The organism is Nocardia sp. NPDC049935 (assembly GCF_055586645.1).
In genome coordinates this window covers 194,407-220,336 of the sequence record NZ_JBVJHV010000008.1, presented here as the reverse complement: position 1 = coordinate 220,336, position 25,930 = coordinate 194,407, and the positions used below count along the sequence as shown (strand labels likewise).

Sequence of the window (25,930 nt, the reverse complement as noted above, 5' to 3'; positions counted from 1 at the left end):
GTTTCCGGCCCGGGAACGCGCCGGAAGCGCGACTGCCGAAATCCATCGAGTTGATGTGGGGGTTGGCACCAGAGGGGGCCCGGGGGCCGCGGCGCGGCCTGAGCGTGGAGCAGATCGTGGACGCGACGATCGAACTCACCGATGAGATCGGGTTCGACTCGCTGTCGATGACCAAGGTCGCCGAGCGGCTCGGCTTCACCGCGATGTCGCTCTACCGGTACGTGGACAGCAAATCGACACTGGTGGAACTCGCATTGGACCGGGTGATCGGCCAACCGCCGGAGATAGCACCGGGGACACCGTGGCGCCCGGCCCTCGAGCAGTGGGCCCGGGCGGAGTACCGGATCGTCTCCCGGCACGCCGCCTGGCTGAGCGTGCAGATGCGCACCCCACCGCTGGGACCCAACAACTTGGCCTGGCTGAACGCCGGCCTGGCCGCGCTCGCGCAGACTCGGCTGGCCGAATCGACGAAACTGCAATTGGTGCTGAATCTGTCGCTCTACATCGTGGGACGGGCGCGGATGGCCGCGGAGATCGAACCCGAAAACGAGGAATCCGAAGGCGACTGGGGGATCCTCGCGCAAGTGCTGGACCCCGAACGGTTCCCGGCGCTGGCCGCCGCCGTGCGCGCCCAGGCCTTCGAACAGGACGAACAGGGATGGGCCGACCTGTTCTTCGACAAGAGCCTGGCCCTGCTGCTGGACGGATACGAGCGGCTCATCGACTCCCAGGAGTAGACCGGCCCCGGCCGGTGGGCACCGGCCGGGGCCGGCCGGCGCTCATACCGAAAGATCGCGGCGGAGCTTGGCGACATGCCCGGTGGCACGCACGTTGTACTGCGCCACCTCGATTTTGCCCTCGGCGTCCACCAGGAAGGTGGACCGGATCACGCCGGTGACCTTCTTGCCGTACATCGTCTTCTCGCCGAACGCGCCCCAGGCCGTGAGCACCGCGCGGTCGGGGTCGGACAGCAGCGGGAAGTTCAGCCCTTCGGCATCGCGGAACTTCGCGAGTTTGGCGGGTTTGTCGGGGGAGATGCCGATCACATCCAGCCCGGCGGAATTCAGCTCGCCGAGGTTGTCACGGAAGTCGCAGGCCTGCTTGGTGCAGCCCGGAGTGCTCGCCGCCGGATAGAAGTAGACGACGACCTTGCGGCCGCGGTAGTCGGCGAGCGATACCTCGTTGCCGTCGGCATCGGGGAGGGTGAAATCGGGTGCCGGATCGCCCGGGGAGAGTCGCTGGTTGTCGGTCACCCTGGCACCGTAGCCGAACCGCCCCGGTCGGCGCGGGGTCCGAGGGAAGTGGCGGCGACGGTGGCCGCGGATACACTCGAGCGCGAACCCTGGCGCGATCCGGCGCGAGCCGCGGTCCAGGGGTGTTCATCGGCCGCCGGAGGACGCGGCAGACCAGGTACAGGAGGCTTGAAGGTGGCAAAGGATACCGAGCGGATCGAGCGGGAGATCGAGGCCGCGCGGGAACGTCTGGCCGGCACGCTGGACGAGATCGCGGTCCGGGCCGATCCGCAGCGGATCGCCTCGGATACCAAGGCGCTGGCGCTGGCCAAGGTGAACGAGCCGAAGGTGAAGTACACGCTGATCGGGGTGGGCGCCCTGCTCGTGGGCGCGGTGCTGTTCAAGATTCTGCGCTGAGGCCTTTCGGGATCCGGCGTCGGCCGCATACGAAAACACCCGGTGACAGAAGTTCTGTCACCGGGTGTTCGTGCGCAGTGGAGTCCGATCAGACGGTGGGGCAAGCGAACCCGTCGCCGTCCGGATCCAGATGCGGACCGAAGCCGGGCTCGCCACGGAAGATCGGCGCCCGACCCGCGGCGCGTGCCTCGTCACAGTTCTTGAAGGCCCCGCCCGCGGAACCGGTCTGCGCCAGCTGCGCGGAACCGGTGGCGCCCAGGACGGCGTCGGCCGCCGAGGAACCGGTGCCGGCCAGGGACGGCAGCGGAATCTGGAAGGGGGCGGCGCTCGCTGCAGCGGGAGCGGCCAGAAGAGTCAGCCCCGCGGCGGCGGCGCTGACATAGAGCTGGCGTACGTTCATGAAATCCTCTATGTCTGCTGGGGAGTGGAACTTGCGTCCGACAGGAGAACGCGCGGCTACCACTGTTGTGAGGGGCGCCTCGATTGTCAACTCGTATGGCCTGGATAAGACAGGGGAAATTGCCCACACAGATGGGTACTCCCCGGATGCCGCGGCAGACCACGCCGCGGTGGCGGATCTCCCCTGGCGACACCGGGAGAATTCGCCGGAGAGAACACGTTGTGATAGGGATGCATGCTATGTCCGAGGCTCGACTCCGCTGCTGTTTCTCGCCCCACCCGGGGCCGGCCGGAGAATTCGATAGGTCGGAGTAGCAAGGTGTTGCGAATCAAGGACCGTGGCGTGGCCGATACTCCCGGGGATCGGCCCGATGCCGCAGCCCGCTCGGCGGATTACCGGCTCGACCTCGATGGGCTCCGGGGGATCGCGATCGCCCTGGTCGTCGCCTTCCACGTCTGGTTCGGCAAGGTTTCCGGCGGCGTCGATATCTTCCTGGTGCTCTCGGGCTTCTTCTTCACCGGCATGCTGCTGCGTCAGGCCGAGCGGGCCGGCCGCGTGGAGTTGCGGCAGACCGCGGTGCGGACCGCGCGCCGGTTGCTGCCCGCTCTGATGGTGGTGCTCGCCGTGGTGGCGGTGGTCACCGTCGCGACCCGGCCGTATTCCACCTGGGCCAATATGTCCGGCCAGACCGTGGCGTCGGCCTTCTACTACCAGAACTGGTACCTGGCCCAGGCGGCCGAGAGCTACCTCGCCGCCGACCCCTCGGTGAGCCCGCTGCAGCATCTGTGGTCGATGGCGGTGCAGGGGCAGTTCTATCTGGCCATCGCGGTGCTGCTGGCCCTGGTGGCCTGGACGTGCCGCCGGGCCGGCGGCCCGGCGGCGGTCCGCCCGGCCGTCGCGGTGCTGGCGCTGCTGCTGGGCGCGGCGTCGTTCACCTACGCGGCCGTCTGGATGACGGTGTCGCAGGAATGGACCTACTACGACAGCGCCGCCCGCGCCTGGGAGCTGCTCACCGGCGCCCTGCTCGCGGCGATACTGCCCTGGGTCCGGATCGGCGCGGGCCGGGTGTCGCGCGCCGTGCTGGGCCTGCTGGCGGTCGCCGGTCTGACCGCCGTGCTGGTCTGCGGTGTGCTGTTCGACGGTGCCCGCCAGTTCCCCGGACCCGCCGCACTGTTCCCGGTGGGTGCCGCGGTCGCGTTGATCATCGCCGGTATGCGCACCGAGAACAGCACCCGGCCGGCCGTCAGCCGGTTGCTCGCGACCAGGCCCATGGTCGAACTCGGCGCGATCGCCTATTCGCTGTATCTGTGGCACTGGCCACTGCTCATCTACTACCTGGTCCAGACCGGGAAACCGCATGCCGGGCTGGAGGGCGGCCTGCTGGTGCTCTCGGCCTCCCTGGTGCTGGCCGTGGTCACCAACAAGTTCGTCGAGAACCCGCTCCGTATCCGTTCCGGCGCGACCTTCGCCGGGCCGGTGTGGCGCCGCCGGGTTCCGGGTGTGGCGGTGAGTCTGGTCGGTGTGCTCGTCCTGGGCGCCTGCGTCTCCTGGCAGGTCGTGGTGGCGCGGACACCGTCGGAGCCGGTGGAGGCCCTGCCGGTCAACGAATATCCCGGCGCCGAGGCGTTGTTCGCCGGGGCGGCGGTCCCGGCCGCGAAACTGCGGCCCTCCATCCTGGAGGCGTCCAACGATCTGCCGGCCCCCACCCGCGACGGCTGTATCTCCGACTGGTTCAACAAGGAAGTGGTCACCTGTACCTACGGTGATCCGAACGGTTCGCGCACCATCGCGATGGTGGGCAACTCCCACGCCGAGCACTGGATGCCGGCCATGGACGCCTTGGCCCAGGTGCACGACATCAAAGTGGTCGTCTACCTGAAGATGGGCTGTTCACTCAATATCCGCGACGACGCGCAGTACCGCGGTCTGGATATCTCCGATTGCCGCGACTGGTCCCGTCAGGTCATCGATATCCTGTCCGCCGATCCGCCGGACTGGGTGTTCACCACCGCCACGGCGCCCATCTGGCCCAGCGGCGGCGATGTGGTCCCCGCCGAATACCTCGACGTCTGGGCCGCGCTGGCCGAACGAAACCTGCCCGTCCTGGCGATCCGGGATACTCCCTGGCTGCGCAGTCCGGAGGGCATCCGGTACAGCGCCGTGGACTGCCTGGCCGCCGGCGGCGACAGCGTGACCTGCGGTATGCCCCGCACGGCCGCGCTGGCCCCCGTCAATCCCGCCCTGGTGCACGCCGCCGCGTTCCCCAATATGCGTCTGCTCGATCTCACCGATTCGGTCTGCGGCCCCGATATCTGCCGGGCCGTGGAGGGAAATGTGCTGGTCTACCACGACGAGCATCATCTGAGCGCCAGCTACGCCCGCACCCTGGCCCCCGAGTTGGAGCGGCAGATCGGAACGGCCACCGGCTGGTGGGAGACCCCGCAGCCCGCCGGAGCGTGATCGACCGGCCGGCGCGGCCTCGGGCGGATGATTCCGCCCCCGGCCCGCGCCCGGCCGGTGTCACCACGGTGTGACAGGTGGTTTCACCCAGAGCAGCTTCTCGTCGGTATGCGGCCGTCGCGCGGCGGGGTGAGAGGGATGCCGTTCCGCCCACCCGGACTTCTCGTCCAGGAGGTGCGCCACCGATCGCCAGGTCTCTTCCGTACTCGGTGGATTGACGCCCGCCGCACGGGCGAGTTTGCGCCGCGCCGCCGCCGGGAGTCCGAGAAGTTCACGACCGGAGATATCCCGATCCCAGAGATACCCGGCCAGCTCCCGTGCCTTGGCGGCACGACCGGCCTCCGCGGCCGGGGAATGCGCGTAATCGGCCATACACAAGTGTAAGTACCGGCCGGAGTGCGGAGTTCGGCGGGCAGCGCGCGACCTCGGCCGAAACGCGTCGATGCCGCCCGGAATCCGGACGGCATCGACTACCCACGTCGTTGTGGTACACCCACGCCATTGTGGGTGATGCGTACCGGCCTCCCGGCCGAGCACGCGGTTGGACTTCGGGACCACCACGCTGTGATCCGGCAATACGACTCTGCAAACCATCCGGCGGATCCGCACCAGCGCGTCCCACCGTCCGGTAAATTTCTCGATTCCGGCCCACTCAGTGCTCCACCGGCCCCCTGCCCACATCGGCGCCGCCGGTCGACCCCTTCCGAACGGCCGTGCGCACCCTCACCGCGGCACCACCCACCCCGGCGATCAACGCCTTTCCCTACTGGTCGCCGACGCCAGGGTGGGGCCCGCCCGGTTCTGGAGCGACCAGAGGGAGGGAGCGCAGCGACCGACCGCCGGGAGTGAAGAACCGGGATGTCAGGGCCCCACCCTCGAGCGGCGGAGCCGCTCCAAAATGTCAGTACGCGCTGTTGACGTTGTCCATGGAGCCGTAGCGGTGGAAGGCGTAGTTGCAGGCCGCGGCGATGTTGGAGACCGGGTTCCACACGTCGAACGGGGTGCCTTCCACGTGGTAGGCGGCGAAGGTGGGGTCGATCACCTGGAGCAGGCCCTTGGAGGGGATGCCCATCACGGCGTTGGAGTCCCAGAGGTTGATGGCCGCCGGGTCACCCGAGGACTCGCGCAGGATGTTGCGGTGGATGCCCTCGTAGCTGGCGGGGATGCCGTTCTTGTTCAGGATGTCCAGCGCCTCGCGGATCCAGCCGTCCAGGTTGTTGGGGTACACCGGGGCGGGTGCGGGCGCGGGGGCCGGGGCGGGCGCCGGAGCGGCCTCGGGGGCCGGGGCGGGCGCGGCCAGCGCTTCCGGAGCGGGGGCCGGGGCCGGGGCGGGCGCGGCCAGGGCGACGGGGGCCGCGGCGGCGGCCGGGGCCTGCTCGGCGACCATGGCGACCCGGTCGGGGGTGCTGTCGTCGGCCATGGAGACCGCGGAGGAGGCGGTCACGGCGACGAGGCCGGCGGTGGCGAGAGCGAAGCCGACCGCTTCACGCTTGGTACGGAGGCGCAGGGTGGAGAAACGATGAGTAGCCATTGCGGATTCGGTTCCTTGATCGGGTCTCGGGATCCGGCCCGGTTCGGGCAGCACGGATCTTCGGCGGCGGGGCGGGTGCCTCACAACCGGAAAACATGACTGTGCTGTTGTCGGGTTTTGTTGTATTGACACCGAACCGGGCGGGTTCGGGTCCGGATGGCGCATTTCGCGATTCCGGGGTGGTTTCCCGGTTCGCCGCGCCGGCGCAACTCCACCAATGGGCGGAGTACAGTGGACTCGGGTTCGGTGTTCGCGAAAACCGTCTGCGATTTCCGTTCCGCCGGGCTTCCGCGGTTGTTTCTCAACCTCGTGCCCGCAACGTGGCGGCCATTTCGAACCTCAGGTCTGTATCGACCGGATCTCAGAATGGTCACAGCAGGTGAACAGAAGGTGAACGGGACCTGAGAAAATCCTGAGCCCGATCTTGAATGCCGAAATGAACATGTTCTATCGGCGCGACGACCTGGGGAAATGTCGCTAAACCTCTTGTGGCGCAGGCCACAGAATTTCTTCCCGCGAACCGTGGATTTCCCGGTTTGTGATGGTTCCGTGATGGGAAAAGCCCCGGTTTCGCGCCCGCCGCGGGCCGGCGGATAACCGGCCGTTACCGGCGGGGCGTGCGACGTACCGGGCTGGTTTCCGGGTGCGGCTGATGATGTGATGGGTCCAGCAGGCGCAGTACCGGGCGGTAACAAGCCCGGACCGAGACCGGAAAGAGGGCCGGCGATGCACTCGACGACGAGTTATCCGCAACTGTTCGCTCCGCTCGACCTGGGGCACACCACGCTGCGGAACAGGGTGGTCATGGGCTCTATGCACACCGGGCTGGAGGACCGGGCGTGGGACGTCAACCGTCTGGCCGCCTACTTCGCCGAACGGGCCCGCGGCGGGGTCGGGCTGATCATCACCGGTGGTTACGCCCCCAATCGCACCGGCTGGCTCCTGCCCTTCGGCGCGAAGCTCACCAGCCGGACCGAGGCCTACCGGCACCGGGCGATCACTCGCGCGGTGCACGAGGCCGGCGGGAAGATCGCCCTGCAGATCCTGCACGCGGGCCGGTACGCGTACGTTCCGGGCAGCGTGTCCGCGTCCTCGATCAAGGCCCCGATCAACCCGTTCCGTCCGCGTGCGCTCTCCGAACGCGGCATCCGCCGGACCATCGACGACTATGTCCGATGTGCCGAACTCGCCCGGTTCGCCGGTTACGACGGAGTCGAAATCATGGGCGGGGAGGGATATTTCATCAATCAATTCCTCGCCCCGCGTACGAATAAACGTACCGACCGCTGGGGTGGATCCGCCGAGAATCGGCGCCGCCTCGCCGTGGAAATCGTCCGGCGGACCCGCGCGGCCGTCGGCCCGGAATTCATTCTCGTATTTCGATTGTCGATGGCCGAATTGGTCGAGAACGGTCAGACATTCGAGGAGATCCTCGAACTGGCCCGGGAATTGGAAAACGCCGGGGCGAGCATTATCGATACTGATATCGGATGGCACGAGGCGCGGGTGCCCACCATCGTCACCTCGGTGCCCCGCGCGGCGTTCGTCGAGTTCACCGCGAAAATCGCCGCAGCGGTCGAGATTCCGGTGTGCGCGTCCAACCGCATCAATATGCCCGAGATCGCCGAGGAAATCCTCACCCGGGGTGACGCGCAGCTGATCTCGATGGCCCGGCCGCTGCTGGCCGACCCGGAATGGGCGAACAAGGCGGCCGCGGGCCGCGCCGACGAGATCAACACCTGTATCGCCTGTAACCAGGCCTGCCTGGACCACGCCTTCCAGCGGCGCACGGTGTCGTGCCTGCTCAACCCCCGGGCCGGGCACGAGACCGAACTGGTTCTGCTGCCCACGCGCCGGACCAAGCGGATCGCGGTGGTCGGGGCCGGGCCCGCGGGACTGTCGGCGGCGGTCAACCTCGCCGAGCGCGGTCACCGCGTCGACCTGTTCGAGGCGCTGGACCGGATAGGCGGGCAATTCGATATCGCCCGGCGTATCCCCGGTAAGGAGGAGTTCGACGAATCCATCCGGTATTTCACCCGCCGGCTGGAACGCACGGGCGTCCGGGTGCATCTGAACACGCCGGTCACCGCGGGCGAACTGGTGGCCGGCGGGTACGACGACGTGGTCCTGGCCACCGGAGTCCGGCCCCGGATCCCCGATATCCCCGGGATCGACCATCCGATGGTGCTGTCCTACGCGGAACTGGTGCGTGAGGAGAAGCCGGTAGGCGCCCGCGTCGCGGTGATCGGCGCCGGCGGGATCGGATTCGATGTGAGCGAATACCTCACCGTGGAGGGCCACCCCACGCTGAAGGTCGACGAATGGAAACAGGAGTGGGGTGTCGACGCCGACGACGAGCGGCTGCCCGGCCAGTTGCGCACCCCCCGCCCGTCGCCCGCGGCCCGGGAGGTGGTGCTGCTGCAGCGTAAGGACACCCCGTTCGGAAAGGGCCTGGGCAAGACGTCGGGCTGGGTGCACCGGGCGGCGCTGAAGGCCAAGGGTGTGGAACAGATCGGGGGTGTGAACTACGAGCGGATCGACGATGACGGGCTGCACATCAGCTTCGGGCCGAAACGCGAACGTCCCCGGCTGCTGCGGGTCGACAATGTGATCGTCTGCGCCGGTCAGGAATCGGTCCGCGACCTCGAGGCCGAACTCGGGACGGCCGGTATCGCGGTCCATCTCATCGGCGGCGCCGATCTGGCCGCCGAACTCGACGCCAAACGCGCCATCGACCAGGGCACCAGGCTGGCCGCCCGGCTGTGACACCGGCGGCGGCCCGGACGACGGGCCGCCGCGAAATATCCTTTCCCCGAACGGGTTCGCACGGTAAGGTTCCGTCCTTGTGTTCGCACGAGGGAGGGGGGTGACTGTGCTGGGCGCGGCCGATCTCCCGGGTACAGCGAAGGTCTACTGGCGCTTGGTGGTCGCCGGATTCCGGCGGCAATGGCATTACAAACTGGCCATGTTCGCGGGGCTGTTCACCAACTGCGTATTCGGATTCGTCCGCGCGTCGGTGATGGTCGCGGCCGTCGGGGCCACCGGCGGATTCGCCGGCTACGACGCCGGCAGTATCGGGGCGTACGTGTGGATCTCCCAGGGACTGCTCGGCGCCCTCCAGTTCATGGCCGTCGAGCTCGAACTCGCCGAACGGATCCGCACCGGCGATATCGTGGTCGACTTCCTTCGTCCCGTCGATATCCAGCTGAGCAATCTCGCCGCCGATCTCGGCCGCGCCGCCTGCACGCTGATCCCGCGCGGGCTGCCGAGTCTGGTGATCGGTTCGCTGACCTTCGGCTTGGTCCTGCCCGGCACTCCCGAGTCCTATCTACTCGGCGCGGTGAGTGTGTTGGTCGCCGCCGCGATCTCGTTCCTGGCGCTGTTCGCGCTGACCATGGCCGGTTTCTGGGTGGTCGAGACACGCGGTATCCGGACGCTCTACCAGACCTGCGGTCCCTTTCTCGCGGGCCTGTTCGTCCCGGTGCACCTCTTCCCCGACTGGTTGCGCGCCCTCGCCACCGCCACCCCGTTCCCCTCGATGCTGCAGGCTCCGGTGGATGTGCTCTCCGGGCGGGTCGCCGGCTGGGAAGCGGTGCAGGTCGTCGGCACCCAGCTCTTCTGGTTGCTGGCGATCATGGCGCTCGGGCGGGTTCTGCTGGCGGCGGGACAACGCAAGCTGGAGGTCCAGGGTGGCTGAAGTCACGGCGGACGCCTCCGGGCAGCGGGCCGGATCGGCCGGATCGCGATGGCGGCCCTACGCCGCTGTCCTGAGTTCCCGGATCCGGGCCCAGCGGTCCTATCGGCTGTCGTTCGGCGGCGAGATGCTGGCGGCGGCGCTGCTCGGACTGGTCGAGTTCGCGGAGGTATGGCTGATCTTCCGGCAGGCGAAAGTGCTGGGCGGACTGGATATGGATGCCGCGCTGCTGCTGTTCGGGATGAGCAATCTCGCCTTCGCGTCGGCCCAGCTCTTCTGCGGTCACCTCGACAAACTGCCGTCCCTCATCCGTCTCGGCCTGCTCGATATCTACCATCTGCGCCCGCAACCGGTACTGCTGCAGCTGATCACCAGTGATTTCTCGTTACGTCGTCTGGCCCGCGCCTCGGTCGCGCTGGTGGTCCTCGCCGCCGGTCTGGTGCGCAACGATATCGAGTGGTCGGTGCTCACCGTGGTCCTGATCCTGATGACCCTGATCTGCGGCGCGGCGCTGTTCGCCGGCCTGTTCGTGACGGCGGCGGGCTGCCAGTTCTTCCTCATCGACGGCGCGGAACTGACCAACAGCTTCACCTACGGCGGATCCTTCGCCGCGACGCAGCCGACCTCGGTTTTCCCCACGCCGCTGCGGATGTTGTTCTGCGTCGCGATACCGGTCGCGTTCACCGCCTATTTCCCGACCCTGGCGGTGCTCGGCATGCCCGGTCCGGCGGGGCTGCCGTCGTGGCTCGCCTGGCTGGCGCCGATCGCGACGGTGTGGGTGTGGCTGCTGGCGGCGGGGATGTGGCGGTTCGGCACCAGGCACTATCAGAGCGGCGGTGGATGAGATGGGAGACCGGTGATGGCCGGGACGGATTCGATCATCGAGGTCGACGAACTGACGCGCCGGTTCATCCGGTACCGGCGTGACGGTAAACGCGGCCGGCGGCGCAGAGAGCAGGTCACCGCGGTCGATGCCATGAGTTTCACGGTCGAACGCGGGGCGGCGGTCGGGTACATCGGGGCCAACGGCGCCGGGAAGTCGACCACCATCAAGATGCTCACCGGAATCCTCGTCCCGACCTCCGGCGCGGTGCGGACCTGTGGCCTGGAACCCATCCGGCGCCGCCGGGAACTCGCGAGCAGGATCGGGGTGGTGTTCGGGCAGCGGTCCCAGCTGTGGTGGGATCTGCCGCTCCACGAATCCTTCACGATCCTGACGGCCGTGCACCGGCTGGATCCGGCGGCCGGCCGGGCCCGCACCGCGGAACTGGTCGCGCAACTGGAGATGGAGGACACCCTGGATACGCCGGTGCGGCAGCTGTCCCTGGGACAGCGGATGCGAGCGGAGGTCGCGGCGGCCCTGCTGCACTCCCCGGAACTGGTGATCCTGGACGAGCCGACCATCGGCCTGGACGTCCTGTCGAAACAGCGGCTGCGCGAGTTCCTGCGCGCCGAACGCCGCGAACGCGGCACCACCCTGCTGCTGACCACCCACGATATGGGCGATATCGAGCGACTCTGCGACCGGGTGCTGGTGGTGGACCACGGGCGGCTGGCCTACGACGGCTCGCTCGACGGTCTCGGCGCGACGGTGGGCGCGCAGCGGGTGCTGGTGGTCGACCTCGCCGAACCGGCCCCGCCGCTGCGCGGGCTGTCCGGGGCGGAGCTGGTGGCCGCGGAGGGTGAGGGGATGCGGCAGCGGCTGGCCTTCGACGCGGAGACCACCACCGCCGCGCAGCTGCTGGCCGAGGTGTCCGCGCGCGCCCGGGTCCGCGATCTCTCCATCGAGGAACCCGATATCGAGGACATCGTGCGACGGTTGTACGAAACCGCCCGCTGAACACGACGGTGCCGGGCCCCTGCGGGAGCCCGGCACCGGTGCTGTGTCGCGATCGGCCGTTATGTCTGGGCGTTGCCGGCTTTCCACTCCGACCACGGGATATTCCAGTCGCCCAGGCCGTCCACCCCGGACAGGGTGCCCCCGACGGTGTTCTGCACGATGGTGATATCACCGCGTTTGGCGGTGTTGTACACCCACTGGGCGTCCTCGGGACTCAGGTTCAGGCACCCGTGGCTGGTGTTGGTGTTGCCCTGCGCGCCCAGCGACCACGGCGCCGAATGGAAGAAGATCCCGCTGTAGGACATCCGGGTGGCCCAGTCGACATCGGTGCGGTACCCGGCGGGGGAGTTCACCGCGACACCGTAGGTCGAGGAGTCCATCACGATGTGCTCGTGGCGGTCGGCCAGGATGTACACGCCGTTGTCGGTGGGGGTGTCGTCCTTGCCCATCGACGTCGGCATGGTGCGGATGACCTGGCCGTTCTTCTCCACCGTGACCATCTTCGTATTGTCGTCGGCCTTGAAGACCACGGCATCGCCGACCACGAAGTGCGAGGTGATGTCGTCCTGGCCGTAGAGCCCGTTGCCCAGGTCCTTGCCGTAGACGTTCACGTTGATGTCCACGCGGGTGCCCTGCGCCCAGAAGTGTTCGGGCCGCCAGCGGACCTCGCGGTTGTTCACCCAGTAGAAGGCGCCCTCCACCGGAGGTTCGGTCTTGATCGTGATGGCGTCCTGCGCGGCCTTGCGGTCGGGGATGTTCTCGTCGAACTGGATCGCGACCGGCTGGCCGATCCCGACGACCTCACCCTCGCCCGGGACGAGGTAGGGCTTGGTGACATTGCCGGGAGCCGTCGTGGTGAAGCTCATCCCCGCGGTGGACGCGCCGCCCAACCCGATCGACCGCGCCTGCAGCCGGTAGGTCTTGCTGTAGCCCAGCGGCTCGGTGGTGCTCCAGCTGCGCTTGTCCTGGGAGAGCTCCCCGGCGACCGGCTGGCCGTCCGGGTTGAGCAGGGCCACATCGGTGAACAGGCCGTCGGAGATCTCGAACTTCAGCGGAGAAGCCGGCGACACGCCGATATCGCCGTCCTTGACGGGCGCGACGAGTTTGGGCTTGATGAGTTCGGTGATGGGGTTGCGATCGATGGCGACGGATTTGTCCGCTGCTTCCGAGGACGAACACCCGGACATCACCAAAGCGATCAAACTGATGAGAAGAATCGGCCCGAAGAACCGACCGATCGGCCTGCGCCGATCACCTGTACGCATATCAACCCCGTTTCAAGTCCCGGCGCACCCGCTCCGCGCCGATGGCTTCGGATCCGACCGATTTCCTGCTCACCTCGACCCACCGCAGCGGCGGGATCGGTCGAGACCACGTCCTACTATTCTGCCAGCCGTTCCGAGGTGATCCCAACCGAAGATCATCTCCCCGGGCCCGGGCGGCCCACCTACACATAGGGTTCGGGCCGGTATCCGTTACGGCGTCGCGCGGCTCACACCCGCCCGACTCGCTATCGATTTCACTTCTACGGCCCGGGCCTGTTAATGTCTGTCCCGCACCGCACGACGGGGCGCGCGCCATTAGCTCAATTGGCAGAGCAGCTGACTCTTAATCAGCGGGTTCGGGGTTCGAGTCCCTGATGGCGCACCTCAGGGTTCCAGGACCCGTTCCGACTATAGGGTTCCCGATCACGATTCGCGTTGGGCGACAGTCAGATGTGATCAACCCGCTACCGGCCCGTATTTCGAACGTGGCTGTGCCCTACATCCGCCGAGGCCCGGCCGGTTTCCCGAGGATCGGTTAGTGTGCGCGGTATGAGCGAGGCGGACGCGCGGGTGGGGCGCGGACAGGTGACCGCGTGGGGGCTGTGGGACTGGGGTTCGGCCGCGTTCCACGCGGTGATCGGGACCTTCGTCTTCGCGGTCTACCTCACCGACGGCGTGGGCGAGGATCTGCCCGGCGGTATCTCCGCCAGCGCCTGGCTGGGCTGGGCGCTCGGGATCGCGGGCCTGGTGGTGGCCCTGACGGCCCCGGTGACCGGACAGCGTTTCGATGCGACCGCCAATCGCAAACGTTCGCTGGCGATCATGACCACGGTGACGGTCTGCCTGATCGCGGCCATGTTCTTCGTCCGTGACGATTATCACTATCTCTGGCTGGGGCTGGTGCTGCTGGCGTTCGGTCACGTCTTCGTCGAACTCGCGACCGTGCCGTACAACGCGATGCTGCGTCAGGTGTCCACCCCGGCGACGGTCGGCCGGATCTCCGGGTTCGGCTGGGCGATGGGCTACTTCGGCGGGATCTTCCTGCTGCTGATCAGCTACTTCGGATTCATCGCCGGCGACGGCGACGAACGCGGCCTGTTCGGGGTTCCGACCGAGGGCGGGCTCAATATCCGGCTGGTGGTCCTACTGGCCGCGCTCTGGTTCGCGGTGTTCGCGCTGCCGGTGTTCTTCGCGGTACCGGAGGTCCGGCGGACCGGCGCCGACCCGGGGGCGGCCTCGGCCGGATTCTTCGCCTCCTACCGGGTGTTGTGGCGGGACCTGCGTGAGCTGTGGGCCCTGGATCGCCGGGTCATCTGGTTCCTGCTGGCCAGCGCGATCTTCCGGGACGGGCTCGCGGGGGTTTTCGCCTTCGGGGCGGTGCTGGCCGTGCAGGTCTACGGGATCAGCGATTCCGATGTCCTGCTGTTCGGGGTCGCGGCCAACGTCGTGGCGGCGCTGGGCGCGATCGTGGCCGGCCGCTTCGATGATTCGATCGGCCCGAAACGGGTGATCGTGGTGTCGCTGGCCGCGGCGGTGGTGTGCGGCGGTGCGCTGCTGGTGGTGTCCGGGGTGACCATGTTCTGGATCTTCGGCCTGGCGCTGACGCTGTTCGTGGGGCCGGCGCAGGCGTCGGCGCGGTCGTTCCTCACCCGGCTCACGCCGCCGGGACGGGAGGGTCAGCTGTTCGGGCTCTACACCACCACCGGACGGGCGGCGTCGTTCCTGTCGCCGTCGCTGTTCGGCCTGTTCGTCTGGATATTCGGCGCGGACCGGGCCGGGATCGCCGGACTGCTGGTGGTCCTGGCCGGTGGTCTGATCGCGCTGCTGCTGGTCCCGGCGCCCGACGATCGGGGCAGCCGGGTGCCGGCCCCGGCCTCGGTCGCCTGACGGTCAGGGTTTCCAGACGCCCATGCCGAGGGCGATGAGACGGACCTGCGCGATCGTGCGCTCGACGGTCGGCTGTTGCTCGCGGGGCGTGGCCGAGACGTAGTCGGCGATACCGTCGGTCACGGTGGCGACCAGCAGATCGGCCGCGATCTCGAGATCGCCGGGCGACCAGGTGTCCAGCGCGCGGACCCGGGACAGATCGGCCACGAGTTCGCGCACGATGAGCTGGAGTTCCAGGGCGATCGCGGTGCGCAGGGCGGCGGTGCCCCCGCGCTGTTCCCGGATCAGGAATCCGTACAGTTCGCGTTTCGCGCCGACCTCGCCGAACACGAAGCGCACCGTTTCGGAGAGCCGGGCGTCGGGGGTGCGGCGTAACTGCCGCAGTGCCAGACGCAGGGCCTGGACGCCTTCGTCCACGAGGGTGGCGCCGAGGTCGTCCAGAGAGTCGAAGTGGCGGTAGAAGGCAGTCGGCACGATACCGGCCGACCGGGCGATCTCCCGCAGGCTCAGGGCCCCGAACCCACGCTCGGCGGCCAGCGCCAGCGTGCCGTCGAGCAGGGCCTGCCGCGTGCGCTCTTTGCGCTCGACTCGGCTCGCTCCCTGATCGGTCATTTCAGTGAGCATACAGCCGTTCACCATCCATCCCTCGCGTATATGTCGTCCGCGTCACACCGATTCCTGGTTGACAGTTCCATCGGGGTATCCGGCACACTAGTTGAGTGTACATACGTACACTGAAAATGGTTCGAGTACGTGACGCGACCGATGGACGGACGGAGAACTGGCTATGGCGGCCCTTCTCGATCTGGTGCAGACCCTGACCACCCCGCACCCGGTGGACCGGTACCTGGAACTGGTGCGCCCGACGCTCACCGTGCGCGATATGCGAGCGCGCATCGTCGAGGTCGACCGTTCGGTCCCGGGCACCTTACGTCTGGGCCTGCGCCCGACCCGGCAGTGGAAGGGACTGCGTGCGGGGCAATTCGTGCAGGTGGGAGTGGTTATCGACGGTGTGCGCCAGACGCGGTGCTATTCGCCGGTGAACTCCCAGCACGACCCGCGCCGCCGGCTCGACCTCACCATCCGGGTACACCCTCACGGGCTGGTGTCGCGTTATCTGAACGAGAACGCCCGGCCCGGCGCGATCGTGGATCTGGAACCGGCCTCCGGTGTCTTCCACCTGCCCGAGCGGCGTCCGGAGCAGGTGCTGCTGATCAGCGGCGGGAGCGGGATCACCCCGGTCCTGTCGATGCTGCGCACCCTCGCCGACGAGGGATACACCGGCCCGGTGGTCTTCCTGCACTACGCGCGTTCGCCGGAGTTGGTACCGCATCGCGCGGAGCTGGCCGAAATCGCTGCCGCGCACCCGAATATCTCGGTCGAGATGCGGTACCCGGAGCAGGACGGGCGCGGCTTCTCCTACGACGAGCTCACCCGGGTGGCCCCGTGGTTCGCCGACGCGCAGACCTACCTCTGCGGTCCGCCGCCGCTGATGGAGTCGGTGCGGGAGATCTTCGACGCCGAGGATCTCGGTGAACGCCTGCACACCGAGGAGTTCGTCGCCACGGCCGTACCGGTCGACAGCGCGGACGTGCACGGGACAACGACGTTCTCCGCCAGCGGGGTCACCGCGGACAACGCCGGCGAATCGCTGCTGGAGCAGGCCGAGGGCGCCGGACTGACGCCGGAATTCGGTTGCCGCATGGGTATCTGCTTCTCCTGCACCTCGGTGCGGCGCAGCGGCTGCACCCGCAACCTGCGTACCGGCGAACTGGAATCCGACCCCGATCAGCCGATCCAACTCTGCGTCCAGGCCGCCGTCGGCGACGTGGACATCGACATCTGAGTGCACACCGCTGCACCGCCACCGACATCTGGAAACGAAGGGGAGAACAGATGACCATCCTCACCGAGACCAAGGACGGACCGCTGGTCCTCTCGCCCGCGGAGGTCGAGGAGATCGGCCGCGCCCTCGACGAACTGCGCGACCGGGTGGTCGCCGATCTGGGCGCCCGCGACCGTGAGTACATCTACGACATCATCAAGGCCCAGCGGGGATTCGAGATCGCCGGGCGCGGCCTGATGTACCTGGGCTTCCTGCCGCCGTTCTGGCTGGCCGGCGTCGCCGCGCTGAGCGTGTCGAAGATCCTCGACAATATGGAGATCGGCCACAACGTCATGCACGGTCAGTACGACTGGATGCGTGAACCGGGGCTGAACTCCCGGGTCTTCGAATGGGACACCGTCTGCCCGGCGGACCAGTGGAAGCATTCGCACAACTACATGCACCACACCTACACCAATATCCACGGCAAGGACCGCGATATCGGCTACGGCGTGCTGCGTATCGACGAGGGCCAGGAGTGGAACCCGTACTACCTGGGCAACCCCCTGTACGCGTTCCTGCTGATGGTCTTCTTCGAGTGGGGCGTGATGCTGCACGATCTCGAAGCCGACAACATCGTCAAGGGCAAGCGCAGCTGGGCCGAGCTCAAACCGCTCCTCAAGGGCCAGTTGCGGAAATCGGGCCGGCAGGTGCTCAAGGACTATGTGGCCTTCCCACTGCTGTCGGGGCCGCTGTTCCTGTCCACCCTGGCGGGGAACGCGACCGCGAACATCGTGCGCAACCTGTGGGCCTACTCGATCATCTTCTGCGGCCATTTCCCCTCCGGCGTGCAGTCGTTCACCGAGGACGAGACCGCCGAGGAGACGCGCGGGGAGTGGTACGTGCGCCAGATGCTGGGCTCGGCCAATATCTCCGGTAGCCCGCTGTTCCACATCATGTCCGGCAACCTGTCGCATCAGATCGAGCACCACCTGTTCCCCGATCTGCCGGCCAACCGCTACCCGCAGATCGCGCCGGAGGTCCGGGCGCTGTGCGAGAAGTTCGGGCTGCCCTACAACACCGGGCCGCTGGGCAAGCAGATCGGTTCGGTCTGGGCCAAGATCTTCCAGCTGGCCCTGCCGCCGCAGTTCACCGAGTCCCGCTTCGCCCGGTTCCTGCCCGCTGTACTGCGGAAACGTCCCGAGCCCGGTGTTATCGTGATGCGTCAGCAGAGTCCAACCAAAGCGGGCGTGTGATGATCGGCAAATTCGAGGCCAACAAGGATCTGATCCAGGAACTCACCTCCTCGGGTGCGCGCCGGGTCGGCAATATCGCGGGGATCATCACCGGCACCGTCGCCGAGGTGACGCGTGAGATCGGTGAGTGGATCACCGACGCGATCGAGATGAACGAGGCCGCGGCCGCCGCCCGTCGCGACGCCGCGGACGCCCGGGAAACCGGTGCGGAGGTGGCCGGTGATCCGGCCGCCGGCGACCACGCGGATGACCGGCGCTCCGGCCACGCGGACGATGTCATCGACGGTGAAGTGGCCGGACCGGGTGTGGTGGACGCCGATGTGGTGGACGCGGACGTGGTGGACGCCGGCGCCGCGGAACCGGGTCCGTACGGCAAACAGGACCGATAGGGTCCGGACAACCGCCCGGTGGGACAACTCACCGGGCGGTTATCCATGAGCTAACCTCAGGTTCGTGCCCGCCTATATCTCCTCCCCGGAGCTGACCTTCGGCTTCCTGTTCGCGCTCGAGGATCCGGAGCGGATCGCGGAGGTGGTGCGGGGTCTCATGGAGCGCAAAACCGTCTCGGTCTTCCGGCTGGCCCGCCTCTCCGACGACGCCGGGCCCCCGGAGCGGTATGTGGTCAACTGGGCCGCCATTCCGCAGATCTCCATCACCACCACGGCGCCGGACCCCGCGGAACTGCGTGCCGAGCGGGTGATGCTGGTCAACGCCTTCCTCGGCGACGGCGGTGAGGTGCGGTTGTACTCGGCGCAGGGCCGGGCGCCGGAGTAGCCCGTGACGGGAGATGCCGCGATCGCATTCCCGTGACCGGTGGTGACCCACCGTTATCGAACTGTAGCCTTGTTCGGGGGATAGCAACGATCGATGAGCAAGGAGTGGGCGCAGTGGAGAACGTACTACGGCTGCTGATCGTGTTCGGGGGCACGCTGGCCGTGACGATCGCGATCGGCTGGGCGATAGACCGTGGCCTCAGGTTCTGGTCGACCCGGCACCCCAAGACCGCGGTTCCGGGGATGTTGCGCCGGATGCAGCTCCCACTACAGCTGTTCCTCGGATTCGCCGCGCTCCGGCTCACCTACCCCCTCGCGGAACTGGACCTCCGACAGGATGCCGTCATCCTGAACGTGCTGGCCACCATGGTCACCATGTCGGCGGTCTGGCTGGTGGTCAATATCGCCGACGCGGTCGCCGACGGCCTGCTCAACACCTATTCCCGCCGCGCCCGCGACCCGCGCCGGGTCCGGCAGCTGAACACCCAGTTCACCCTGATCCGCCGGATCACCAGTTCGGTGCTGGCCGTGGCCACCGCGGCCATCGCCATGCTGATCATGTTCCCGGAACTGCGGGTACTGGGCACCTCGCTCCTGGCCTCGGCCGGCATCATCGGCATCATCGCCGGTGTGGCCGCCCAGTCCACCCTGAGCAATCTCATGGCCGGTCTGCAGATCGCCTTCGGCGATTCGGTGAAGATCGGCGATACGGTCGTGGTGGAGGGGGAGATGGGCACCGTCGAGGAGATCACGCTGTCCTTCCTCACCGTCCGGATCTGGGACGACCGGCGGCTGACCATGCCGGTGTCCTACTTCAACAGCAAGCCCTACGAGAACTGGTCCCGCGGCGGGCCGGAGCTCACCGGCACGGTTTTCCTGCATCTGGACCACAGCACCCCGGTCTCGGAGCTGCGCGCACATCTCTACGAGTATCTGAGCGATCACCCCGACTGGGACGGCCGCAGCTGGAATCTGCTGGTCACCGACAGCACCCCCACCGGAATCGAGGTCCGCGCGTCGATGACCGGGCGCGATTCGGACGCGGTGTGGTCGCTGCGCTGTGCCGTGCGCGAGGAACTGATCGGCTGGCTCAACGACAAGCATCCCGGCGCGTTGCCGCGGATCGCGCCGCTGGAGGGGTTCGAGAAGACCCCGGTGCGCTGAGGGTCCGAAGGCCTGCGCGGCGCTCCTGATCTCGATGGCGTGTCGGTATCCGGCACAGAGCCCGAATGAGTGTGTTATAGCTCACAATTGAGGTACGGCCGAGCCTCATCCGGCCGGCCGGGACGAGCACACTCGAAGGAGCGTTGATCACGATGCCTGCTCCCGCCGGTTATCCGGTCCGTATCCGCGGCGATCTGGACCCCGCGCTGTCGCGCTGGATGTGGATCGTGAAATGGATTCTGGCCATACCCCACTACATAGTCCTGTTCTTCCTGCACATCGGCTACGCCGTGGTGACGCTGATCGCGTTCTTCGCGATCCTGTTCACCGGCCGGTATCCGCGTGCGCTGTTCGACTACAGCGTGGGCGTGATGCGCTGGTCGTGGCGCGTCTCCTACTACGCCTGGTCGCCGGCCGGAACGGATAAGTACCCGCCGTTCTCGCTGGCACTCGACGAGACCTATCCGGCGGATCTCGACGTCGACTATCCACAGACCCTGCACCGCGGCCTGGTTCTGGTGAAATGGTGGTTGCTGGCCATCCCGCACTACCTGATCATCGGCGGGCTGACCGGCGCCGCCTGGGTGGTGGACTACGACGACGCCGACGGTATGGCCAGTGCCATGGGTGTACCGCTGATCGGCGTGCTCACCCTGGTCGCGTTGGTCGGACTGCTGTTCGTCGCCCGCTATTCCCAGGGCCTGTTCGATTTCGTGATGGGAATCAACCGCTGGATACTGCGGGTCCAGGTCTACGCGTCGCTGTTGCGCGACGAGTATCCGCCGTTCCGGCTGGATCAGGGCGCCCGCGATGTGGCTGTGCCGGTGGTGGACCCGGAAAAGCCCGCCGACTGATCGCTCACCGCGTACCCGGCCGGGACAAGGAAAAAGCCCGAGGGCGTGAACCCTCGGGCTTTCTCAGGGTGAGTGACGGGACTCGAACCCGCGACAGCCAGGATCACAACCTGGTGCTCTACCAACTGAACTACACTCACCATCGCCGGAAACACCGGCGGCCTAGATACTAGCGTGTCTACCCCGTCGTTAGCTAATCGGTTTCCGGTGTGGCGGTGACCTGCGCCGATTCGTCCGCACCGGATAACGGGGCCAGATCTTCCCGCGCCTGGGTGCTGACCTCGGCGGCGATCGCGCCGATCTCCGCCGTCGACGGGCCCGGAGCGGGAACGAAAGCCGTGCGGCGGTAGTACCGGAGCTCCCGGATCGACTCCTGGATATCGGCGAGTGCGCGGTGGGCCAGACCCTTCTCCGGCTGGCCGAAATAGATCCGCGGGTACCAGCGGCGGCACAGTTCCTTGATGGAACTCACATCGATCATCCGGTAGTGCAGGTGTTCGTCGAGACGCGGCATATCCCGGGCGAGGAAACCGCGATCGGTGGCGATGGAGTTACCGGCCAGCGGCACCGTCCGCGCGGTGGGCGCGTACTGCATCACGTAATCGAGCACCTGTTGCTCGGCCTGTGCCAGGGTGACCGGGGACCGGCGCACCTCCTCGGTGAGCCCGGACCGGGCGTGCATATCGGCGACCACCTCCGGCATCGCGCCGAGCGCCTCGTCGTCGGCGTGGATGACGATATCCACCCCGTCGCCGAGCACATTGAGGTCGCTGTCGGTCACCAGGGCGGCCACTTCGATCAGCTTGTCGGTGACCAGGTCGAGCCCGGTCATCTCACAATCCATCCACACGATCAGTTTGTCGGACACTCGTACCAGCCTAATCAGCCCGGCACCGCGTCACGCGCATTCGTACGGTCTGCGGTATTCGCCGGGCGTGTGGGCGGGGCTCAGCCGCCGAGTTTCTTGTAGAACGCGCCCGCGATGGGAGCGGTGAGCGCGCGTGGACCGTAGTTTCCGGCGACGCTCATCCCCTTGCCGATCACGCCCGGGATCACCCGCATCTTGTTCCGGGCCAGGGCGTCCAGCGACAGCCGCGCCGTGTAGTCGGAGGACACCCACAGTGCGTCGGGGACCATCCGGTCGACCAGGGACGCCTCGGCGGGGTCGGGCATTTCGGTGCGTACCGGACCGGGGGCGAGCAGGGTGATGTGCACGCCCGAACCCTTGAGCTCACCGCGCAGCGATTCGGTGAACGTATTGGCGAAGGCCTTGCTCGCGGCATAGGTGGCGTTGTTGGGAATCGGCATGTTCCCGGCCGCCGATCCGCTCACCAGGATTCCGCCCGCGCGGCGCGCCAGCATGCCCGGTAGCACCGCCAGCGTCAGGTCGTGCACGGCCACGGCATTGAGTTCGAGCTGGTCGCGTTCGTATGCGGGATCCAGTCCGGCCAGCGGGCCGAAGGTCGCGATACCGGCGTTGTTGCACAGGATCGAGATCTCGCGTCCGGCCAGTTCCTCGGACAGGGGGGCACGCTGCGCGCGGTCGGCCAGGTCCACGGCCCGGACCTCCGCGGTGATTCCGTGCGTGCGGGTGAGCCGTTCGGCGAGATCGTCGAGCAGATCGCCGCGCCGCGCGACCAGTACGAGCGAGTACCCGCGGCGCGCGAGCTCGGTGGCCAGAGCGGTTCCGATACCGGAGGAGGCGCCGGTGACGACGGCGCGGCTATCGGCGGTAGGCGAAGGCAAACCCATTCCGTCACCCTAGGACAGGCCCGCCGGGACCGGCTCGGCACGGCGGCCGGCCCGCGAACCGGGGCCACGGCGGCGTCCCGGGAGAATCCGAACTCTCTGTGCGGAGGGTGTGTTTGGAGTTCTGAAGGAGTGGGTAAACCCACTCCGACTGGCCTGAGCAGCTCAGTCGGGTGGGTGGAGCGCCCCCGGCAGGAATCGAACCTGCGACCTAGGGATTAGAAGGCCCTTGCTCTATCCAACTGAGCTACGGAGGCAGTGGTTCCACCATCGCGGACAACGGGCGCGTTGTCCAGCTGAAAAGTGTAGCGATCGTCCGGATCGTTTGTTTTGGGCTGCCCGCAGAACAGCCCGGCCGGGCCTGTCGGGACCCGTCGAACTACCCTCGAACCTATGTCGTCAGCCCAGGCCTCCGCCGCCGAACCAGTCACCGAGGCCGGTGGGCCGGCCGGTACGGCGACTGTCCCGGCGGTGCTGACGGTGGTGGCGGGAGCCTTGGCGGCGCTGGTCGCCGTCGCTGTGGTGAGCCTGTCCGCCGCCGCGGCGCTGGGCCTGCTGGGCATACCCGACCCGGGTCCGCTGACCACCTACGGACTGCCCGCCGTCCGGGCGCTCGCCGACCTGTTCGCCGCCCTGACAGTGGGCGCGCTGCTGTTCGCGGCATTCCTGGTTCCACCGCAGCGCGGCGGGCTGCTCGACACCGGCGGCTACCGAGCTGTCCGGCGGGCCTCGGTGCTCGCGGGCGCCTGGGCCGTATGCGCCGCGCTGCTGGTGCCGCTGACGGTTTCGGACAGCACCGGCCGCCCGGTCACCGAAATGCTCGCGCCACAGGATCTGTGGGGCGTGATCGACGAGATCGAACTCGCCGGTACCTGGCGGCTCACCGCGATCTGCGCCCTGCTCCTGGCCGTGGCCTGCCGCCTGGTGCTGCGCTGGGGATGGACCCCGGTCCTGTTCGCCGCCTCGCTGGCGGTCATGATGCCGCTCGCGCTCACCGGGCATTCGTCCTCGGGTGGTTCCCACGATGTGGCGACCAACAGCCTGATCCTGCATCTGATCGCGGCGGCGGTCTGGGTCGGCGGACTGATCGCGGTGCTGGTCAACGCGCTGCGTGACGGTACGCACACCGATCTCGCGGCCCGCCGGTTCTCCCCGGTGGCGGCGGTGTCGTTCGTGGTGCTCGCGGTGAGCGGCGTGGTGAACTCCTGGGTGCGGGTGCCCTGGGACGAACTGTTCACCAGCACCTACGGGCGGCTGGTCCTGGCCAAGGTCGCGGCGCTGGCCGCGCTCGGTGTCGTCGGCTGGTTCCAGCGGCGGGCCGCGCTCCCGGCGCTGGCAGCCGACCCCGGGGACCGCCGGGCTCTGGTGCGTTTCGCCGGGGTGGAGATGCTGCTCTTCGCCGCGACCATGGGTCTGGCGGTAGGGCTGGGCCGCACGCCGCCGCCTCCGCCGACCGCCGTGCCGACCCCGGTCGAGGTGGAACTGGGCTACACCCTGGACGGCCCGCCGACCGTGGCGCGGCTGCTGTTCGACTGGCGGTTCGACCTGATCTTCGGCACCCTCGCGATCGTGCTGGCGGTGCTGTATCTCCTCGGGGTCCGCCGCCTGCACGCCCGCGGCGACAGCTGGCCCGTCGGCCGGACCGTCGCCTGGTTGCTGGGCTGCGCGATCCTGCTGTTCACGACCTCTTCGGGGGTGGGCCGGTACGGGCCCGCGATGTTCAGCGTCCATATGGGCGCCCATATGGCGTTGTCGATGCTGGTGCCGATCCTGCTGGCGCTCGGCGGCGTGGTGACGCTGGCGCTGCGCGCGCTCCCGCCGGCGGGTCGCGGCGGGGCGCCGGGGCCCCGGGAATGGATTCTCGCCGCCGTGCACAACCCGGTCTCGCGCTTCCTCACGCATCCGATCGTCGCGTCGGTGGTGTTCGTGGCCGGTTTCTACGCTCTGTATCTCGGCGGTATCTTCGACACCTTCGTCGATTCCCACGCCGCGCATCTGCTGATGAACCTGCATTTCCTGGTCAGCGGATACCTCTTCTACTGGGTCGTGATCGGTATCGACCCCAAACCCCGGCGGGTGGAGCCGCTGACCAGGCTGGCGATGGTGTTCGGGTCGCTGCCGTTCCACGCGTTCTTCGGCGTGGTGCTGATGGGAATGAGCACGGTCCTCGGCGGCTGGTTCTATCGCAGCCTGGCCCTCGACTGGCACACTGATCTGCTGGGCGATCAGCGCACCGGCGGCAGCCTGGCATGGGCGAGCGGTGAGGTGCCGCTGGTAGTGGTGATGCTCGCGCTGCTGATCCAGTGGTCACGCAGTGACGAGCGGCTGGCCCGGCGTACCGACCGGGCCGCCGAGCGCGACGACGACGCCGATCTCGCCGCGCACAACGCCATGTTCGCCGAATTGGCCAAGCGAGATCGGGCGAGTAGGTAGATGACCGAGCAGAAGACCCCGCTGACACCCGTGCACCCGCTCCGGCGTATCTACCGGTCGGATGTCCGGGCGGCGCGGCGCCGGCTGGGACGGCGTATCCGCAAGACCCCGGTGTTCCATACCGTCGTACCCGGTCCGTTCGGGCCGGTACCGGTCACCCTGAAACTGGAGTACCTGCAGCACGGGGGCACCTTCAAGGTGCGCGGCAGCTACAACGCGCTGCTCTCGGAACGGATCTGCCCGGAACATGTGGTGATCGCCTCCGGCGGGAACGCGGGTATCGCGGCGGCGCTGGCCGCGGCCGGTATGGGCAAGACCTGCACGGTGGTGGTCCCCGAATCGGCGCCGCATACGAAGGTCGCGGCGATGTGGTCGCACGGAGCCGAGGTCCGCTGGTACGGCACCACCTACGCCGAGGCCTACGAGCACGCCTGCGAACTCACCGCCGAACGCGGCGCCCTGCAACTGCACGCCTACGATCTGCCCGCCGTGGTCGCCGGGGCGGGGGTGATCGGCCTGGAGATCGAGGAACAGGTCCGCGGCCGGCCGCCCGTACTGGTCGCCGTCGGTGGTGGCGGTCTGATCGGCGGTATCGCCGCGGCCGGTGGCCGCCGCCGCGAGATCGTGGGAGTGGAACCGGAAGGGATTCCGACCCTGCACGCGGCGCTGGCTGCCGGGAAACCGGTCGATGTGGGCGTGTCGAGTATCACCGCCGACGCACTCGGAGCGTCGCGGATCGGCGAGATCTCCCTCGATGTGTGCCGTCGCTACGGCGTGCGATCCGAGCTGGTGACCGATGACGCGATCACCGAGGCCCGGGAGTATCTCTGGCGGGAGTTCCGGATCGTGGTGGAACTGGCGGGCGCGGTGGCGCTGGCGGCGATCCTCAGCGGCGCGTATGTGCCGGCGGAGGGGGAACGGCCGGTGGTGGTGCTGTGCGGGGCGAATACCGAGCTCCCGGTGCTCTGACGGCCGGACCCCGGTCGGCGGGCGTCGCCGCGGGCGAGTTGTCCACAGGGGGACGGCGGCGGGGAAGTTGTCCACAGATCGTGGTGGTGGTCTCCGCGGCGCTGCCGGGCGGGCGACGATGGAGTCGTCCCGGATCGCGGGGCGGGGCCGGCCCGGATACACCGGGTGGGGACGAAGGGGT

At 68.1% G+C, this 25,930-nt stretch carries 24 protein-coding genes and 3 tRNA genes; 17 read left to right on the top strand and 10 right to left on the bottom strand.

Annotated elements, in window-relative coordinates; all coding sequences use genetic code 11:
• The first annotated feature begins 116 nt into the window (after positions 1-116).
• Positions 117-737, top strand: a complete 621-nt coding sequence (locus tag ACZ6SF_RS27735; protein ID WP_466065895.1) for a TetR/AcrR family transcriptional regulator — start codon at positions 117-119, stop codon at positions 735-737.
• A 42-nt stretch (positions 738-779) separates the two neighbouring features.
• On the opposite strand, the gene bcp is transcribed toward ACZ6SF_RS27735, so the two are convergent.
• Positions 780-1,253: a thioredoxin-dependent thiol peroxidase gene (gene bcp / locus ACZ6SF_RS27730; protein WP_466065893.1), complete on the bottom strand. Its 474-nt coding sequence runs from the start codon at positions 1,251-1,253 to the stop codon at positions 780-782.
• 174 nt (positions 1,254-1,427) lie between these two features.
• Here bcp and ACZ6SF_RS27725 point away from each other — a divergent pair, with 174 nt between their 5' ends.
• Positions 1,428-1,649 carry a DUF3618 domain-containing protein gene (locus tag ACZ6SF_RS27725; protein WP_466065891.1) on the top strand — a complete coding sequence of 74 codons (222 nt, stop codon included), beginning with the start codon at positions 1,428-1,430 and terminating at the stop codon, positions 1,647-1,649.
• Between the two features lie 88 nt (positions 1,650-1,737).
• Here the strand turns inward: ACZ6SF_RS27725 and ACZ6SF_RS27720 are convergent, their stop codons facing one another.
• Positions 1,738-2,049 (bottom strand): excalibur calcium-binding domain-containing protein, encoded by a 312-nt coding sequence (locus ACZ6SF_RS27720; protein ID WP_357422652.1) that lies wholly within the window; start codon positions 2,047-2,049, stop codon positions 1,738-1,740.
• A 342-nt stretch (positions 2,050-2,391) separates the two neighbouring features.
• Here ACZ6SF_RS27720 and ACZ6SF_RS27715 point away from each other — a divergent pair, with 342 nt between their 5' ends.
• The gene (locus ACZ6SF_RS27715; protein WP_466065889.1) at positions 2,392-4,509 is read left to right on the top strand and encodes an acyltransferase family protein; all 2,118 of its coding nucleotides are present in this window, start codon (positions 2,392-2,394) and stop codon (positions 4,507-4,509) included.
• A gap of 60 nt (positions 4,510-4,569) precedes the next feature.
• Here ACZ6SF_RS27715 and ACZ6SF_RS27710 read toward each other — a convergent pair whose 3' ends face one another.
• Both ACZ6SF_RS27710 and ACZ6SF_RS27705 read right to left on the bottom strand, forming a co-directional pair.
• Positions 4,570-4,881: a hypothetical protein gene (locus ACZ6SF_RS27710; RefSeq protein WP_466065887.1), complete on the bottom strand. Its 312-nt coding sequence runs from the start codon at positions 4,879-4,881 to the stop codon at positions 4,570-4,572.
• Positions 4,882-5,410: 529 nt separating this feature from the next.
• On the bottom strand, positions 5,411-6,040 hold the full coding sequence (locus ACZ6SF_RS27705; protein ID WP_466065885.1) for a transglycosylase SLT domain-containing protein: 630 nt from the start codon (positions 6,038-6,040) through the stop codon (positions 5,411-5,413).
• A 726-nt stretch (positions 6,041-6,766) separates the two neighbouring features.
• Between ACZ6SF_RS27705 and ACZ6SF_RS27700 the strand changes: the two genes are divergently transcribed.
• The 4 genes from ACZ6SF_RS27700 to ACZ6SF_RS27685 all read left to right on the top strand — a co-directional run bounded on the left by ACZ6SF_RS27700 (position 6,767) and on the right by ACZ6SF_RS27685 (position 11,574).
• Positions 6,767-8,806: an oxidoreductase gene (locus tag ACZ6SF_RS27700; RefSeq protein ID WP_466065883.1), complete on the top strand. Its 2,040-nt coding sequence runs from the start codon at positions 6,767-6,769 to the stop codon at positions 8,804-8,806.
• Positions 8,807-8,906: 100 nt separating this feature from the next.
• On the top strand, positions 8,907-9,737 hold the full coding sequence (locus ACZ6SF_RS27695) for an ABC transporter permease (protein ID WP_466065881.1): 831 nt from the start codon (positions 8,907-8,909) through the stop codon (positions 9,735-9,737).
• Complete coding sequence (locus ACZ6SF_RS27690; RefSeq protein ID WP_466065880.1) at positions 9,730-10,578, top strand: ABC transporter permease; 849 nt, start codon at positions 9,730-9,732, stop codon at positions 10,576-10,578. The genes ACZ6SF_RS27695 and ACZ6SF_RS27690 overlap by 8 nt, the downstream gene beginning before the upstream one ends.
• Before the next feature lie 15 nt (positions 10,579-10,593).
• Positions 10,594-11,574, top strand: coding sequence for an ABC transporter ATP-binding protein (locus ACZ6SF_RS27685; protein WP_466065878.1), 981 nt, complete (start codon positions 10,594-10,596; stop codon positions 11,572-11,574).
• 59 nt (positions 11,575-11,633) lie between these two features.
• Here the strand turns inward: ACZ6SF_RS27685 and ACZ6SF_RS27680 are convergent, their stop codons facing one another.
• The gene (locus ACZ6SF_RS27680) at positions 11,634-12,839 is read right to left on the bottom strand and encodes a L,D-transpeptidase (protein ID WP_466065876.1); all 1,206 of its coding nucleotides are present in this window, start codon (positions 12,837-12,839) and stop codon (positions 11,634-11,636) included.
• A 309-nt stretch (positions 12,840-13,148) separates the two neighbouring features.
• Between ACZ6SF_RS27680 and ACZ6SF_RS27675 the strand changes: the two genes are divergently transcribed.
• Together ACZ6SF_RS27675 and ACZ6SF_RS27670 are read left to right on the top strand one after the other, a co-directional pair.
• Positions 13,149-13,221 (top strand) — tRNA-Lys (locus tag ACZ6SF_RS27675).
• 167 nt (positions 13,222-13,388) lie between these two features.
• Positions 13,389-14,726: an MFS transporter gene (locus ACZ6SF_RS27670; RefSeq protein WP_466065874.1), complete on the top strand. Its 1,338-nt coding sequence runs from the start codon at positions 13,389-13,391 to the stop codon at positions 14,724-14,726.
• A gap of 3 nt (positions 14,727-14,729) precedes the next feature.
• Here the strand turns inward: ACZ6SF_RS27670 and ACZ6SF_RS27665 are convergent, their stop codons facing one another.
• On the bottom strand, positions 14,730-15,338 hold the full coding sequence (locus ACZ6SF_RS27665) for a TetR family transcriptional regulator (protein ID WP_466065872.1): 609 nt from the start codon (positions 15,336-15,338) through the stop codon (positions 14,730-14,732).
• Between the two features lie 175 nt (positions 15,339-15,513).
• Here ACZ6SF_RS27665 and ACZ6SF_RS27660 point away from each other — a divergent pair, with 175 nt between their 5' ends.
• The 6 genes from ACZ6SF_RS27660 (at position 15,514) to ACZ6SF_RS27635 (ending at position 20,598) form a co-directional block, all read left to right on the top strand.
• Complete coding sequence (locus tag ACZ6SF_RS27660) at positions 15,514-16,572, top strand: ferredoxin reductase (protein WP_466065870.1); 1,059 nt, start codon at positions 15,514-15,516, stop codon at positions 16,570-16,572.
• 50 nt (positions 16,573-16,622) lie between these two features.
• Positions 16,623-17,807 (top strand): fatty acid desaturase family protein, encoded by a 1,185-nt coding sequence (locus tag ACZ6SF_RS27655; RefSeq protein ID WP_466065868.1) that lies wholly within the window; start codon positions 16,623-16,625, stop codon positions 17,805-17,807.
• Positions 17,807-18,196, top strand: coding sequence for a hypothetical protein (locus ACZ6SF_RS27650; protein WP_466065866.1), 390 nt, complete (start codon positions 17,807-17,809; stop codon positions 18,194-18,196). Before ACZ6SF_RS27655 ends, ACZ6SF_RS27650 begins: the two co-directional genes overlap by 1 nt.
• A gap of 64 nt (positions 18,197-18,260) precedes the next feature.
• Positions 18,261-18,581: a hypothetical protein gene (locus tag ACZ6SF_RS27645; protein ID WP_466065864.1), complete on the top strand. Its 321-nt coding sequence runs from the start codon at positions 18,261-18,263 to the stop codon at positions 18,579-18,581.
• Between the two features lie 113 nt (positions 18,582-18,694).
• The gene (locus tag ACZ6SF_RS27640; RefSeq protein WP_466065862.1) at positions 18,695-19,744 is read left to right on the top strand and encodes a mechanosensitive ion channel family protein; all 1,050 of its coding nucleotides are present in this window, start codon (positions 18,695-18,697) and stop codon (positions 19,742-19,744) included.
• A 152-nt stretch (positions 19,745-19,896) separates the two neighbouring features.
• Positions 19,897-20,598, top strand: coding sequence for a DUF4389 domain-containing protein (locus ACZ6SF_RS27635; RefSeq protein WP_466065860.1), 702 nt, complete (start codon positions 19,897-19,899; stop codon positions 20,596-20,598).
• 67 nt (positions 20,599-20,665) lie between these two features.
• Here ACZ6SF_RS27635 and ACZ6SF_RS27630 read toward each other — a convergent pair.
• The 4 genes from ACZ6SF_RS27630 to ACZ6SF_RS27615 form a co-directional block, all read right to left on the bottom strand.
• Positions 20,666-20,738 (bottom strand) — tRNA-His (locus ACZ6SF_RS27630).
• 53 nt (positions 20,739-20,791) lie between these two features.
• Positions 20,792-21,466, bottom strand: coding sequence for an oligoribonuclease (orn, locus tag ACZ6SF_RS27625; protein ID WP_466065858.1), 675 nt, complete (start codon positions 21,464-21,466; stop codon positions 20,792-20,794).
• A gap of 80 nt (positions 21,467-21,546) precedes the next feature.
• Positions 21,547-22,350: a mycolate reductase gene (gene cmrA, locus ACZ6SF_RS27620; RefSeq protein WP_466065856.1), complete on the bottom strand. Its 804-nt coding sequence runs from the start codon at positions 22,348-22,350 to the stop codon at positions 21,547-21,549.
• A 180-nt stretch (positions 22,351-22,530) separates the two neighbouring features.
• Positions 22,531-22,604: transfer RNA gene (locus tag ACZ6SF_RS27615), tRNA-Arg, on the bottom strand.
• Between the two features lie 136 nt (positions 22,605-22,740).
• On the opposite strand from ACZ6SF_RS27615, the gene ACZ6SF_RS27610 reads away from it, so the two are divergent.
• Positions 22,741-24,780, top strand: coding sequence for a bifunctional copper resistance protein CopD/cytochrome c oxidase assembly protein (locus tag ACZ6SF_RS27610; RefSeq protein WP_466065854.1), 2,040 nt, complete (start codon positions 22,741-22,743; stop codon positions 24,778-24,780).
• On the top strand, positions 24,781-25,749 hold the full coding sequence (locus ACZ6SF_RS27605) for a threonine/serine dehydratase (protein ID WP_466065852.1): 969 nt from the start codon (positions 24,781-24,783) through the stop codon (positions 25,747-25,749).
• Positions 25,750-25,930 lie beyond the last annotated feature (181 nt).